This window comes from Streptomyces sp. NPDC050658 (assembly GCF_044457025.1).
Taxonomy (GTDB): domain Bacteria; phylum Actinomycetota; class Actinomycetes; order Streptomycetales; family Streptomycetaceae; genus Streptomyces.
Genome location: NZ_JBITGM010000005.1, coordinates 536459 through 548449, shown reverse-complemented (window position 1 = coordinate 548449; position 11991 = coordinate 536459). Strand labels below are relative to the sequence as shown.

13 protein-coding genes are annotated in these 11991 nt (G+C 69.0%); 9 read left to right on the top strand and 4 right to left on the bottom strand.

Going from position 1 to position 11991, the window contains the following annotated elements:
• Positions 1 to 168: 168 nt before the first annotated feature.
• The 7 genes from ACIBKX_RS20830 to ACIBKX_RS20800 all read left to right on the top strand — a co-directional run bounded on the left by ACIBKX_RS20830 (position 169) and on the right by ACIBKX_RS20800 (position 5990).
• A complete protein-coding gene (locus ACIBKX_RS20830) occupies positions 169 to 1119 on the top strand; it encodes a type II secretion system F family protein (RefSeq protein ID WP_363276009.1) in 951 nt (316 codons plus the stop codon).
• A 13-nt stretch (positions 1120 to 1132) separates the two neighbouring features.
• Positions 1133 to 2029: a DUF5936 domain-containing protein gene (locus ACIBKX_RS20825; RefSeq protein ID WP_399375850.1), complete on the top strand. Its 897-nt coding sequence runs from the start codon at positions 1133 to 1135 to the stop codon at positions 2027 to 2029.
• Between the two features lie 315 nt (positions 2030 to 2344).
• Positions 2345 to 2566 carry a hypothetical protein gene (locus tag ACIBKX_RS20820; protein WP_363276020.1) on the top strand — a complete coding sequence of 74 codons (222 nt, stop codon included), beginning with the start codon at positions 2345 to 2347 and terminating at the stop codon, positions 2564 to 2566.
• The gene (locus ACIBKX_RS20815) at positions 2563 to 3174 is read left to right on the top strand and encodes a pilus assembly protein TadG-related protein (RefSeq protein WP_363276010.1); all 612 of its coding nucleotides are present in this window, start codon (positions 2563 to 2565) and stop codon (positions 3172 to 3174) included. Before ACIBKX_RS20820 ends, ACIBKX_RS20815 begins: the two co-directional genes overlap by 4 nt.
• A gap of 32 nt (positions 3175 to 3206) precedes the next feature.
• Positions 3207 to 3797 (top strand): hypothetical protein, encoded by a 591-nt coding sequence (locus ACIBKX_RS20810; protein WP_363276019.1) that lies wholly within the window; start codon positions 3207 to 3209, stop codon positions 3795 to 3797.
• A gap of 2 nt (positions 3798 to 3799) precedes the next feature.
• Positions 3800 to 4456, top strand: coding sequence for an OmpA family protein (locus tag ACIBKX_RS20805; protein WP_363276011.1), 657 nt, complete (start codon positions 3800 to 3802; stop codon positions 4454 to 4456).
• 4 nt (positions 4457 to 4460) lie between these two features.
• A complete protein-coding gene (locus tag ACIBKX_RS20800) occupies positions 4461 to 5990 on the top strand; it encodes a hypothetical protein (RefSeq protein WP_363276012.1) in 1530 nt (509 codons plus the stop codon).
• A gap of 2380 nt (positions 5991 to 8370) precedes the next feature.
• On the opposite strand, the gene ACIBKX_RS20795 is transcribed toward ACIBKX_RS20800, so the two are convergent.
• Entirely contained in the window at positions 8371 to 8562 is a 192-nt protein-coding gene (locus tag ACIBKX_RS20795; RefSeq protein ID WP_363271755.1) for a hypothetical protein, read from the bottom strand.
• A gap of 10 nt (positions 8563 to 8572) precedes the next feature.
• Positions 8573 to 9424 (bottom strand): helix-turn-helix transcriptional regulator, encoded by an 852-nt coding sequence (locus ACIBKX_RS20790; RefSeq protein WP_363271754.1) that lies wholly within the window; start codon positions 9422 to 9424, stop codon positions 8573 to 8575.
• A gap of 268 nt (positions 9425 to 9692) precedes the next feature.
• Between ACIBKX_RS20790 and ACIBKX_RS20785 the strand changes: the two genes are divergently transcribed.
• Positions 9693 to 10205: an ATP-binding protein gene (locus tag ACIBKX_RS20785; RefSeq protein WP_363271753.1), complete on the top strand. Its 513-nt coding sequence runs from the start codon at positions 9693 to 9695 to the stop codon at positions 10203 to 10205.
• A gap of 16 nt (positions 10206 to 10221) precedes the next feature.
• On the opposite strand, the gene ACIBKX_RS20780 is transcribed toward ACIBKX_RS20785, so the two are convergent.
• Both ACIBKX_RS20780 and ACIBKX_RS20775 read right to left on the bottom strand, forming a co-directional pair.
• Positions 10222 to 10557 (bottom strand): antibiotic biosynthesis monooxygenase family protein, encoded by a 336-nt coding sequence (locus ACIBKX_RS20780; protein WP_363271752.1) that lies wholly within the window; start codon positions 10555 to 10557, stop codon positions 10222 to 10224.
• Between the two features lie 56 nt (positions 10558 to 10613).
• Positions 10614 to 11072, bottom strand: coding sequence for a nuclear transport factor 2 family protein (locus tag ACIBKX_RS20775; protein ID WP_363271751.1), 459 nt, complete (start codon positions 11070 to 11072; stop codon positions 10614 to 10616).
• A 118-nt stretch (positions 11073 to 11190) separates the two neighbouring features.
• Between ACIBKX_RS20775 and ACIBKX_RS20770 the strand changes: the two genes are divergently transcribed.
• The gene (locus ACIBKX_RS20770; RefSeq protein ID WP_363271750.1) at positions 11191 to 11988 is read left to right on the top strand and encodes a class I SAM-dependent methyltransferase; all 798 of its coding nucleotides are present in this window, start codon (positions 11191 to 11193) and stop codon (positions 11986 to 11988) included.
• The last annotated feature ends 3 nt before the right edge of the window (positions 11989 to 11991 follow it).

The window sequence follows — 11991 nt, the reverse complement described above, 5'->3', positions numbered from 1 at the left end:
TCGGGGCCGACGTACGGGAGGAACCATGTCCTGCCGGCGTACGAGAAGGACTACGGCCTACCGGCGTACGGGAGGAACCATGTCCTGCCGGCGTACGGGAGGAACCATGTCCTGCCGGCGTACGAGAAGGACTACGGCCTACCGGCGTACGAGAAGGACCGCGACCTGATGGAGAACAAGGCAGCCCTCCTGGCCCTGGGCGCGACGATCCTGACCTGCACGCTGGCCGTGGCCGGTGTCCACGCGTTCGCGTCGGGCCGCGCGCAGCGCCAGGCGCTGGTCGACCGCCTGTCGATCGGCCCCGGAGCGGGCGAAGGCGGCCCCCCGGCCCGCAGCCGACGCTTCTCGGCGGTGGACCGCCGCCTGCGCCGTACCCGGTTGGGCCGCTCGATCCACCGCCGCCTCTCGGCGACGGGACTGGACCTGACGGCAGGCGAATTCTTCGTGTACGTCGTGGCAGTCGTCGCCGCTCTATGGCTGATGGCGGCGGCGACGCTGGCCCCGTTCTTCGGCCCGATCGCGGGCGTGGTGGCGGTGTGGAGCGCGGTGGTGTTCCTCAACTGGCAGCGCCAGAAACGAATAGAGGCGTTCATCGCGCAACTCCCTGACGTGGCCCGCATCTTGGCGAACGCAACGGCGGCGGGCCTGGCGCTCCGTACATCGCTGGCGATGGCGGCGGAGGAACTGGACGCGCCGGCGGGCGAGGAACTCTCCATGGTGGCGGACCAACTGAGCCTGGGCCGCTCGGTGGACGACACCCTGGGCGAACTGGCGGAACGCCTCCCGTCCCGTGAACTGGTGGTCCTGGTGACGACATTGGTGCTGTCCAACAAGGCAGGCGGCTCGGTCGTCAACTCTCTCCGCAACCTCACGCAAACGCTGGAGGACAGGAAGGAGACGCGCAGGGAGGTCCGCACGATGCTGTCGGAGGTCCACGCGACGGCGTTCACGGTCCCGTTGCTGGGTCTTGGTTCACTGCTCCTGATCAACTCCTCCAATGAGGGCGCGCTGGAGCGGGTGACGGGCTCACCGGTGGGCCAGATGCTGATCCTGATCGCTTTGGGCCTGTACGCGGTGGGCTTCTTCGTGATCAGACGCCTTGGCAAGATCGAGGTATAGGAGGGGAGTTGAGGTGCAGGCAGTGACTCTGGCGCTGGCGGGTGTGATGGGCCTGGCCGTGGCGGGCGTATGCCAGGGCATCCGCATGTACCGCGCGGAGGTGAAGCTCCCGTCCGACCTGGCGATCGCCCTGGAGGTGGGCGCGACCCGCGTCTCGACGGCGGGCTCGGCGGTGGACCGCATGGGCATGCGGTTCGCGCCCCTGGTGCTGCGCCTGATGGGCCCGAAACGGGTGGACGCCAAACGCCGCAAGATCGACATGGCGGGAAACCCCGGCGGCCTGACGATCGACCGCTATGCGGCACGCAGGGCGGTGTACGGGGTCTTCGGCCTGGTGATGGGCCTGGTCTTCTTCACGAACGGCTCGCCACTCTTCGGCCTCCTGACGTTCGCCTTCGGCGTGACGGCGGCGGACGCCCTCATCTGGCAGGCGATCCGCGAACGCCGAGAGGTGATCGACCGCACGCTGCCGGACTTCCTGGACGTACTGGCGGTGGTGGTCTCGGCGGGCCTCGGCTTCCGCCAGGCGCTGGACCGGGTGGCGGAGCGGTACGAGGGCCCTTGGGCGGACGAACTCCGCATCACGCTCCGCCAGATGGACATGGGCGTCTCCCGCCGCCAGGCCTTCGACGAACTCCGCCGCAGAAACGCGTCGGAACAGGTCTCCCAATTCGTCTCGGCACTGCAACAGGGCGAGGAGTTGGGCTCCCCCATCGCGGACACGCTGATCCAACTGGCAACGGACATGCGCCGCACGGACGCCCAGAACTCCCGCCGCAGGGCGGCGAAGACGATCCCGAAGGCAACGATGGTGACGCTGGTCTTCATGCTCCCGGCGACGATGATTCTGATCGCGGCGGGGATGTTCCTGGGCTCGGGGTCGGACTTCGGCTCGATTCTGGGGAAGTGAGGGGTTCCTGTGCGGGTTCCTGGGCGGGTTCCTGGGCGAAAACTCTTCGCGGCTGCAACGAGATGTGGGACAGTCGCTCGATGGTCCCAACTGCTCTCTGCGAAGGACGAGTTCAGGGGAGGGAAGTCGTGAAACGCAGATGCGTGATGACCTCGCGACCAGGGAAGGGAACTCGCCAACTTCCGCGACTGAAGCGGCATTGGTTGCGGAGAGTGGCTGTCGGGTCACATGATCTCGCGTACGTTGCCAAGAGCGCGTATAGCGGTGCGTGTGGTGCGCGTGGTGCGTGTATCGGGTGGGAGAGAAGGGGCCGTCGTGCTGAAGGATCGCGTACTCAGAGTCTGGGTCGACTGGACCGTGACCGTGGGTTCCCGTATGCGGGGGAGGGAGCGGGATGCGGGGGCTGGGTTTGTGGAGTATGCGGGGTTGATGATTTTGATTGCGGGGATCTACACGTTGATCGACGGTCTCGCACTGGACAACAAGATCTCCACGGCGATCGGCAATGCGGTGAACAACGTCATCGGGGGCGGGTGACCGGGCGCAGCCGATTTCGCAACGACAGTGGGCAGACCCTCCCCATCTATATCTGGATGACGGGGATTCTGCTCTTTGTTGCGTTCGCGTTCTTCGCGTTCGCCCAGGCCGCATCCGCACGCAATGGCGCACAATCGGCCGCCGACGCAGCGGCGTTGGCGGCGGCGCAGGACGCCAGAGACGAACTCATCGACGGGCTTGGGGAGTCCATCGGCGAGGGCGATGAATGGATCGACTGGCTCGACGGCGACAAGTTCACCGGTGACGGCGCTCGCGGTGCGGCGGAGGCGCTGGCCGGCGACAACGACTCGAAGGTCATCGGATTCGGCCCGGAGGGATTGAACGGCTATCCGGGCTTCTGGGCGAAGGTCGAGACCAACTACACCGTCGGCGACTCGATCATTCCGGGCACGGAGTCCAAGCACGCCAGGGCAGAGGCGGTGGCCATCATCAAGCCGCGCTGCGATGTCGCTCCTTCCGCAGACCCCGAGAAGGTCGTGGAATTCGACTGCGACGGCGGCGATTCCTTCGAGATCGATCCGGACGACTTCAGGCTGGATGATCTACCGGACGCGTCCACCCTCTTCTCCGTTCACCTGGCTGACTGATGAGCGATCGACGAAAGAAGGAAGTCGTACCGATGAACATTCGGCGCACCATGAAGACGCGCAGGGCAATGACCGCTGTGGCGATCACTACTGGGCTGGTCCTCACGGTCGCCGGTTGCGGTGGTGGTGGGGACGATGACACGTCCGACAAGGATTCCAAGTCCTCCGCTTCAGCAAAGGACGACGAGGTCAAGGAGAACGAGTCGCAGGCTCCTGCTGTCGACCAGACTCTGGCTGAGTCGAAGGGAGACGGCGTGACTCTCGTCATCAATTCCGCCAAACGTGATGAAGGCGGATTCCTCACCGTTTCAGGCCAGGTGACAAACACGTCTGGAGGCCTCTGGACCGGTGGTCAATGGCGAGGGGACGAGCAGGAGCTGCAGAAGAACGGCGGTTCTATAGCTGGCGCCAGCCTGGTGGACGAGCAAGGGAAGAAGCGGTACCTGGTTCTGCGCGATACCACTGGACGTTGTCTCTGCACCAAGTTCGAGGGGGGCATCGACTCGGGCAAGACGGTTGATTGGTTTGCCCAGTTCCCGGCCCCGCCGGACGGTACGAACAAGGTGTCGTTCCAGGTGGGCGGAATGCCCCCTGCCGCAATAGAACTCACCGAGGGCGAGTGACCATGACCACGGCCCACTCACGATCCCTCGCCGCAGCGGCAACCCTCACGCTGCTCATCCTCCTGGCCGGCGGCACGGCCCACGCCGATGACGAAGATCCCAGCGCGCCCCCGGACAGCACGACCTCCACGCCGCCCCAGGAGGTCGACTCCAACAGCCCCGGCCTGAAACTGGCGGACGGCGCGACCCTCGCCCCGGCGAAGGTCCTGGACATCAAGTCCGTCGTCGAGGACCTCGGCGGGGAGGAACGCCGCGAGGACACGAACACGGACGTCAAGTTCGCGCTGCAGGCGGAGGTGTTGTTCCCCAAGGACAGCCCCAAGCTGAATCCGGAGGCGAACGCCCGGATCAAGGCGATCGCGGAGGAGGCGAAGGCGCAGAAGGCGACGAACGTCAGGGTGTTCGGCTTCACGGACGACCTCGGCTCGTACGCGCACGGCAAGAAGCTGTCCCGCGACCGAGCGGAGGCGGTACACGACAAGCTGGCGAGCTACCTGGGTCCCGAGGTCACGTACGCGGTACGCGGCTACAGCGAGGACTACCCGATCGCGGACAACGGCTCCGAGGAGGGCCGCAAGAAGAACCGCCGCGTGGAGGTGTCCTTCCCGAGGGGCTCCGGAGCGGACACGGGCACGACCCCATCCGGGGGCCAGGACTGACCAGTTGACCAACTTTGCCCACCGGGTCGTCGTGCTGCTCAGCGTGAACGGCCTGCGTACCGACTGCGAGGCGTTCGAGGCGGCATGCGCAGAGCAAGGCTGGGCGATCCTGGAGCAGCCGGAGCATCCCACCGGGCGGCAGTTGTCCGTGGTTCCGTACACGGTGGAGATACGGGTTCCGGGTGCGTACAGAGGGGCAGTACGTGGGGCGCGGCTCGCCGTGGTGCGGGTCGGCCAGCAGCGTCGGCTGGACCTGAACGTACGGGTGGCCGACCGCCTGCAGCCCGACAGCAGGAACCGTGCCTTGTGGTATTCGTACGTGGAGATGCCGACCGCAGCGCCTCGCCACGTGCCCGACTGGGCCTGGCGCCGGGTCCGCCGCACGGCCACCAGCGCACGCCTGCGTGACACGGAACGCGGAGTGTGGGCGTCGACCGAGGCGGAGGCGCTGCGTCTCGCACGCCATCCGCTTCCGGGAGTGACACCAGCGCCTCCCGGCATCAGGGTGCGAAGCGTCGCCAAGAACCCCGAGACCGCCTGGGGGATGAAGTGGGCCAGCCGCATCAATGAGGGGCGCCTGGCGCATCTGTGTGCCGTGGCGCTCCTGAGCGGGGCGTTCGTGCCCAACGCACTGCTCGGCGGGATCCCCTTCCTGATGGTTGCCGCTGTCCTCGGTCTGACGGCTGTCTGCGTGTGGTGCGTCATGCTCGTGCGCAACCAGCGCGGGAAGGGTGAGGGGACGTACAAGGACACGCTTCTGATCTGCGGCGCGAGTACGTCCATGCTTGCCCTCGGCGCCGGGACCGCGGTTGTCGCCGACTGGAGCGGCTTCTGGCTGATCGTGCTCCTGGCGGGTGTCACCGCGGTCGCCCAGGGCCTCTACTTGTTCATCCGGCAGCGGACGTGGCAGACGTGGGTTCCGTGGGTGCTTCCGGCCCTGCTGCCTCTGGTGTTCGGCGTGTTTCCCGGAATCGGGTCGTTCGTCCACCTTGCCTATCTGGACGCGTTCGGCGTGAGCCTGGGGGATGTGGGCGTGCCGGTGCACTGGCAGCTTGCTGCGGCGCTTCGGTGGGGTGTGCTGGTCCTGATCCTGCTGGTCGGGCCCGCTGTGTACGGCTACCTTCGGCATCACCATCTGGCGGTGGAGAACCGCCAGGCGTTCGGTTTCGCGATCGCCTTCGGCCTGGTGGCCTCGTGTGTGACGGCCGGCTCCAACATCCTGGACGACGCCAGGTGGTCCGGCACCGAGGCGCGGCGCGTGGCCGCGAGCGGCAAGACACCGCCCACGTACTACGGAATCGACCCGGAATGGGTCTGCGTCAAGCCCTTGAAGGGCGTCGATCCGGCCGAACTTCCCGTGCAGGGAGGCGAATTCGACCCGTCCCGCCGCTACCTCATGCTCGGAGACTCCGGCGGAACGGTAGTCCTCTGGGACCGCGGAAGCAGCGCCAAGCCTTCCCGCACCACCGACGACCAGACCCTGAAGCTACCTCTTGCCGAACTCCGCGTGGCTCCGGCGGGGAAGCGGTGCTAGGGGCGGCGCGTTGCGCACTGGGCCGGGGACGCAGTGCCCTGAGCCCGGGGCCCCGTCATGCCCCCCACCCACCCGCCCACCCGCCCCCACCTGAGCTGAACTGCCGTCTCTGGCATGGGTGGAGGCCCAGCGTGGGGCTGGGTAGGGCGGCTGCTTTGGGTGGCCCGGTGTCGTTGATGGTGGCCGGGGCCGCCCGGTGCTCCGGAGTATGGCGGTTCCGGCGTGCCTGTAAAGGGCGCTCCCTTCGGTCGCGTCGGCTTCGCCGATTCCGCTTGCGCTCCACCCTTGACAGGCCCGCCTCCACCGCAGAGACCTTTCTGACCGGGCGGCCACGGGAGGGGGCTCACGGGGAGGGCCGGTAGGGCGGTTCGGTCTTCGTGCCGGGTGCGGACTGGTTCGGAGCGGCTCGGTCAGGCGGGGAGGGGCCGCCCGACAGACCGGCTCCGCCCCGGTGCCTGGGCCGGTCGTTGTTCCGTCTGCGGACTTGTTCGTTTGGGGCTCGGTCGCTGGGTGGGGCCGGGGTAGGGGCGGCTGCTTTGGGTGGGCCGGTGCCTTCGATCGTTGCCGGGGCCGCCCGGCTTCTGCGGAGTATGGCGGTTCCGGCGCCCCTGTAAAGGGCGCTCCCTTCGGTCGCGTCGGCTTCGCCGATTCCGCTTGCGCTCCACCCTTGACAGGCCCACCTCCACCGCAGAGACCTTTCTGACCGGGCGGCCCAGGGGAGGGGGCTCACGGGGAGGTCCGGTAGGGCGGTTCGGTCTTCGTGCCGGGTGCGGACTGGTTCGGAGCGGCTCGGTCAGGCGGGGAGGGCCGCCCGCCAGACCGGCTCCGCCCCGGTGCCTGGGCCGGTCGTTGTTCCGTCTGCGGACTTGTTCGTTTGGGGCTCGGTCGCTGGGTGGGGCTGGGTAGGGGCGGTTGCTTGGGGTGGGCCGGTGCCTTCGATGGTGGCCGGGGCCGCCCGGCTTCTGCGGAGTGTGGCGGTTCCGGCGCCCCTGTAAAGGGCGCTCCCTTCGGTCGCGTCGGCTTCGCCGATTCCGCTTGCGCTCCACCCTTGACAGGCCCGCCTCCACCGCAGAGACCTTTCTGACCGGGCGGCCACGGGAGGGGACTCACGGGGAGGGCCCATCGTGTGCCCGGTCTTCCTGCCGGGTGCGGACCAGTTCGTGCTGGGCACCGCCCGCTGGGAGGGGCGGGGCCCGGCAGACCGGCTTCGCTCCGGCGGCAGCGACAGGTCTCTTGCCGGGTGCGGACTGGTTCGGTGCAGCTCGCCCATTCGGCGAAGGTGCGGCCCGCCAGACCGGCTTGGCTCCGGTGGCGGGACCGGTCTTCCTGCCGGGTGCGGACTGGTTCGTCGGGCCTCGCTCACATGGAGAAGGCGCCGCCCGGCAGGCCGTTTCCGGCCCAGCGGCGGGGGTGTGCGCGGGCCAGTTCGGGAATGGGGCGCGGCTTCGTCAAGCGGGTGCGGACCGGCTGGTTCTTCCGGCGCGTGCCTTACGGGGAGAGCGGATAGAGGTGGGCCGGGTGGTCTTACGGGGTGGGTTCGGGGAAAGTCCCGCGCCGCGCCCCAGTTCACGGCCTTTCGGCGGGACTTATTGCGGTCCGGCCGTCCGAGGGGGGAGGGGACCGTCCGAGGAGGGCGGGTGCCTGCCGAGGCTGGGGGACCCTACTTCCCCCCCACCCCCTCGCCTACGACCTCCGCAAACACAAGCGGTCGACGGGGTCCCCGTCCTGCCGGGGCGGGCTCGCGGTCAGGGGCTTCTGGGATTTTCTTGGGTTGCGGCGTGTGTTGGGCGTACTGCCGCCAGCGTGTGCCCCTCTATTGCAGGGCTGTGCCTGCGCGGAGGCGGGTGTCGGAGGGGCGGGGTGGAGGAAAGTCCCACCCGGCCCCGCTTTTCCTTCTGTTTCTCGGTGGTGGGTTGCCGGTCGCCCCGGAAGCTCCGGTCGGTCGGGCCCGGTCGGTCCGTCGGCCGGTAGACGCTTGACGAAGCCGGGGCCCGTCCCCGGAGCGGCCGCGCATCCCGGCCCGTCTCGCCCGTCGGCGGTGCCTGCTTCGGACTAGTCCGCAGGCGGCACGAAGCCTTGCCCCCACCGGGGCTCTTCCGTTTGCCGCCCGCCCTCCCGTCCGGCGGTGCCTGCTTCGAACAAGTCCGCACCCGGCACGAGACCAAAGACACCGCCCACACCCCCCGTGAGCCTCACCCCTGGGCCGCTCGGTCATGCGTTCACCGGCGGTGGAGGGGTGGGTGTCAAGGGTGGAGCGGAGCGGAATCGGCGCAGCCGACGCGACGGAGGAGCGCCCTTGACTCCCACCCCGGAACCGCCAACCTCAGAGAGGCCGGGCGGCCCCGGCGCCGATCGAAGTCGCCGGGTGCCGAAGTCGCCGTTACAGCAAGTGATCCGCCCTGCCCGCCTTGATCTCCCGGATGAGGGTGCGCAGGGCTTCCTCGGTGTCGGTGAGGCAGCGGTCCTCTTGGCCTGCCACGGCGATATAGGCGTTGCCTTCGCCGTCCGTGCCGAGGCGGAAGCAGTTGTTTCCCTCGCCGCAGTACGGGTCTTCCCAGCTGATGCTCGGCACGGTCTCTCCCCTAGTGTTCGCGTGCGACCTTGTGGATGAGATCGCGGGACGCCGCAGCGGGCAGCGAGGCCTCGTCCATCCAGTCCAGATGGGAACGGTACTTCGTGAGCTGAGCCTCGGCGTGGGTGAATTCCGGCCCATGCGCGGAGTCCAGCTGCACTGTGTCGAGTTGGGGCACCGGCCCGTCCGCGTGCAGCAGCGCGTGGCCCGCCCCCGGGAATCCGCCTGCCGTGTTGGGGACGATGCGTACGTCGATGGATTCGTGCTCGGACCTGGCGGCCAGGTCCACCAGTTGCTGCCGCGTTACTTCCGCGCCGCCGAACGGCATGCGCAGCGCGGCCTCATGCACGTACGCGACGTACGGCAAAGAAGCCCGGCGGTCGAAGACTTGCTGCCGGTCCATGCGGTTGGTCACGCGCAGCTCGATCTCCAGCCGACTCAGCGGCGGCAGGACAGCCGCGAAGACAGCGCGGGCGTACTCCTCGGTCTGGAGCAGGCCGGGTACGTGCATGACCTGGACGGTGCGTACACGTGCGGCGTGCCACTCCAGTTCGGCGATGTCGAGCAAGCCCGACGGCAGCGTGCCCCGGTGCTTCTCCCACCAGCCGCGCTCCTTGTTCTCGGCCATGTCGACCAGGGCATCGGCGTAACGGGCGTCCGCACAGGCGTAGTTGCAGGCCAGCGTGCGGATGCGCTCGGGGGAGAAGGGGCGGATGCCCGACTCCATGTTGGAGAGCCTGGTCCGGTCGATGCCGAGCAGTCCGGCGGCGTACTCGGTGGTGCGGCCGGCCGCGAGGCGCATCTTGCGGAGCTCGGCCCCCAGTCGCTTCTGCCGCTCAGTAGGCGTGGTTCTGGTTGCCATGCCGCCCCTTCTCGTGCCGTGTGGCCTCAGTCTGCCCGCCGCAGAGAGGGCGGGTCCAGCACGGTGGGGGTAATTATCTCCAAAGTCATGGACACCGTGACCCCGGCTCTCTTACGTTAAGTAACGCCACAATCACGCACCGCCCAGCCGGAAGCGCATCGCGCGAGCCTGCCCAGAAGCTCCCTCCCTGGGAGGGGCAGGCGCGCGTCAGGGAGACAGGCCACCGGTCGCGCGGCAGTAACTCACCCGTCAGACGAGGGAGTCAGCCATGCCCGCAGTCGTCACAGCCTGCCCCGATCAGCTTCAGCTCGACGTACCGACGAAGGGGCCAGTCCCGCCGCCCTCCGCAGAAAGCCTGGCCTACAGCCTCACCCTCCCCGCCGGCCTCGCCAGCCCCGCGGTCGCCCGGCAGGCAGCGAAGGCGATTCTGCGGGCCCACGACCTGCTGGACGTCACGGACGCGGCAGCGCAGGTGCTCGGTGAACTCACCGCCTGCGCCTGCCGGTTCACGCCCACCGCCGAGGTGTACGTCAGTCTCCGTTACCGCGACGGCGCCCTGCGAGTGATCGTCTACGACGGGCACCCACGCCATACGAACCCCCGCCTCGCCGCAAACTGCGACACCCGCCACCGCGCAGCCCTCCGCGTCCTCGCCTGCGTGGTCCGTGCCTGCGGGGGTGAATGGGGGTTCGGGGACGCGCGCCAGCCGGGCGGCGGTACCCGCATGTGGGCCGTGCTGCCGAGGCAGGGAGCACGGGGGTACGGGCAGCCGCCCGGCTGAGGCAGGTCAGGTCAGGTCAGGGGAAGCGGACCACCACGTCGTACAGGCCCGGATTCGCCTTCACCGGAGTCTCCTCGGAGTCCCGCGCCGCATGCGCACGCGTGGCGAACTCCGGGTCGGCGCCGGCCTCCGCCCAGGCCTCCTCGCTCTCCCAGTGGGCCACGTTCACGAGCTGGAAGCGTCCGTCCGCGGCGCGGGCCCGGTGCAGCTTCGTATCGATGAAGCCGGGCTTCTTGCTCATGATCGCGGCCCGCTCCTCCCACTTCTCGGCGAAGGCGGGCACGTCCTCCTCGGCAATCTCGAAGATGTTGATGAAGGTGACGGGCTCTCGGTCGTCGCTCGATGTGCTCATGATCGGACTCTATAAGTGTCCTAATTAAGCCCGGATAAGCGGGAGTTGGGGTCGAATCAGGCCTCCGTGGCGCCGTGCGGCGTGAACGCCTGCGCGACCGCCAGGCTGTCCTCGTACACGTGATGGCGCGTCACGAGTCCGTCCAGCACCGTCAAGTGCATCGCGAACCGCGCACGGTAGGCGACGCCCGTCGAACGCGCCGTCTGGCGGATCTCGCCGAGGACGACCGCGTGGTCGCCGTCCACCAGGACGTGCTCGACCTCCGTGCCGACCGCCTCGGCTACGTGATGCTCGGCGAGCTCGCGGTAGTGCGCGGCGGCGTCCGCGCGTGAGGAGCGGTGCCGGATCCACGGAGTGGCGGGACGGCCGTGCTCGGCCTCGGGCCAGTTCAGCTTCCAGTCCGCCCCGTCGGCGTACAGCTCGGCGATGCGCTCGGGGTCGCCCTCGCCGATGCGGCGCAGCAGGGCCTCCACCACTGAGCGGGTGGTCGGGGGTACGGGGGCGGCGCCGGGCATCGGGTGGTCCTCTCGGGTGGGCGGGGTGCGGTGGGCCTCGCGATTCTCGTCGGCACGGGCAGCCGCTGCCAACGGATATTGACGTGAGCCGAAGCCCCCGCGGTGCGAGGATCGGCTCATGAGCAGCACCAGCAACAGCGGCCCCGTCCAGCCGCCGCAGCCCCGCTCCTTCGACGCCCTCCTCGCCGAAGCCGAAGCCGCCCCCACCGAAGGCTGGGACTTCTCCTGGTTCGAGGGGCGGGCCACCGAGCAGCGGCCCTCCTGGGGGTACGCCCGTGCCATGGGGGAGCGGCTGGGGCAGGCCCGCGCCTCGCTCGACGTCCAGACCGGTGGCGGTGAAGTCCTCGCCTCCGCGCCCGTGCTGCCGCCGATCGCCGTCGCCACCGAGGGGTGGCCGCCGAACGTCGCCAAGGCCACCGCGCTGCTGCATCCGCGCGGCGCGGTCGTCGTCGCCTCCCCGGAGGACGCGCCACTGCCGTTCGCGGACGGGGCGTTCGACCTGGTCACCAGCCGGCATCCGGTGAAGGCCGACTTCGGGGAGATCGCGCGGGTGCTGACGCCGGGCGGTACGTACTTCGCGCAGCACGTCGGGCCCTCCAGCGTCTTCGAGGTCGTGGAGTACTTCCTCGGGCCGCAGCCCGAGGAAGTACGGAACGGGCGCCACCCCGACCACGAGCGCGCTGAGGCGGAAGCCGCCGGGCTCGAGGTCGTGGACCTGCGGGCCGAGCGGCTGCGGATCGAGTTCTTCGACGTCGGCGCCGTCGTCCACTTCCTGCGGAAGGTGATCTGGATGGTGCCGGACTTCTCCGTGGAGAAGTACCGGCCGCGGCTGCGCGAACTGCATGAGCGGATCCAGTCCGAGGGGCCGTTCGTGGCCCACAGCTCGCGGCATCTCTTCGACGTACGGAAGCGCTGAGAC

What these genes read in the sequence shown, in the direction of transcription:
- ACIBKX_RS20770 (WP_363271750.1), top strand. Translation starts at nt 11,191, where the DNA reads ATGAGCAGCACCAGCAACAGCGGCCCCGTCCAGCCGCCGCAGCCCCGC.
- ACIBKX_RS20810 (WP_363276019.1), top strand. Translation starts at nt 3,207, where the DNA reads ATGAACATTCGGCGCACCATGAAGACGCGCAGGGCAATGACCGCTGTG.
- ACIBKX_RS20775 (WP_363271751.1), bottom strand. Translation starts at nt 11,072, where the DNA reads ATGCCCGGCGCCGCCCCCGTACCCCCGACCACCCGCTCAGTGGTGGAG.
- ACIBKX_RS20790 (WP_363271754.1), bottom strand. Translation starts at nt 9,424, where the DNA reads ATGGCAACCAGAACCACGCCTACTGAGCGGCAGAAGCGACTGGGGGCC.
- ACIBKX_RS20830 (WP_363276009.1), top strand. Translation starts at nt 169, where the DNA reads ATGGAGAACAAGGCAGCCCTCCTGGCCCTGGGCGCGACGATCCTGACC.
- ACIBKX_RS20785 (WP_363271753.1), top strand. Translation starts at nt 9,693, where the DNA reads ATGCCCGCAGTCGTCACAGCCTGCCCCGATCAGCTTCAGCTCGACGTA.
- ACIBKX_RS20780 (WP_363271752.1), bottom strand. Translation starts at nt 10,557, where the DNA reads ATGAGCACATCGAGCGACGACCGAGAGCCCGTCACCTTCATCAACATC.
- ACIBKX_RS20805 (WP_363276011.1), top strand. Translation starts at nt 3,800, where the DNA reads ATGACCACGGCCCACTCACGATCCCTCGCCGCAGCGGCAACCCTCACG.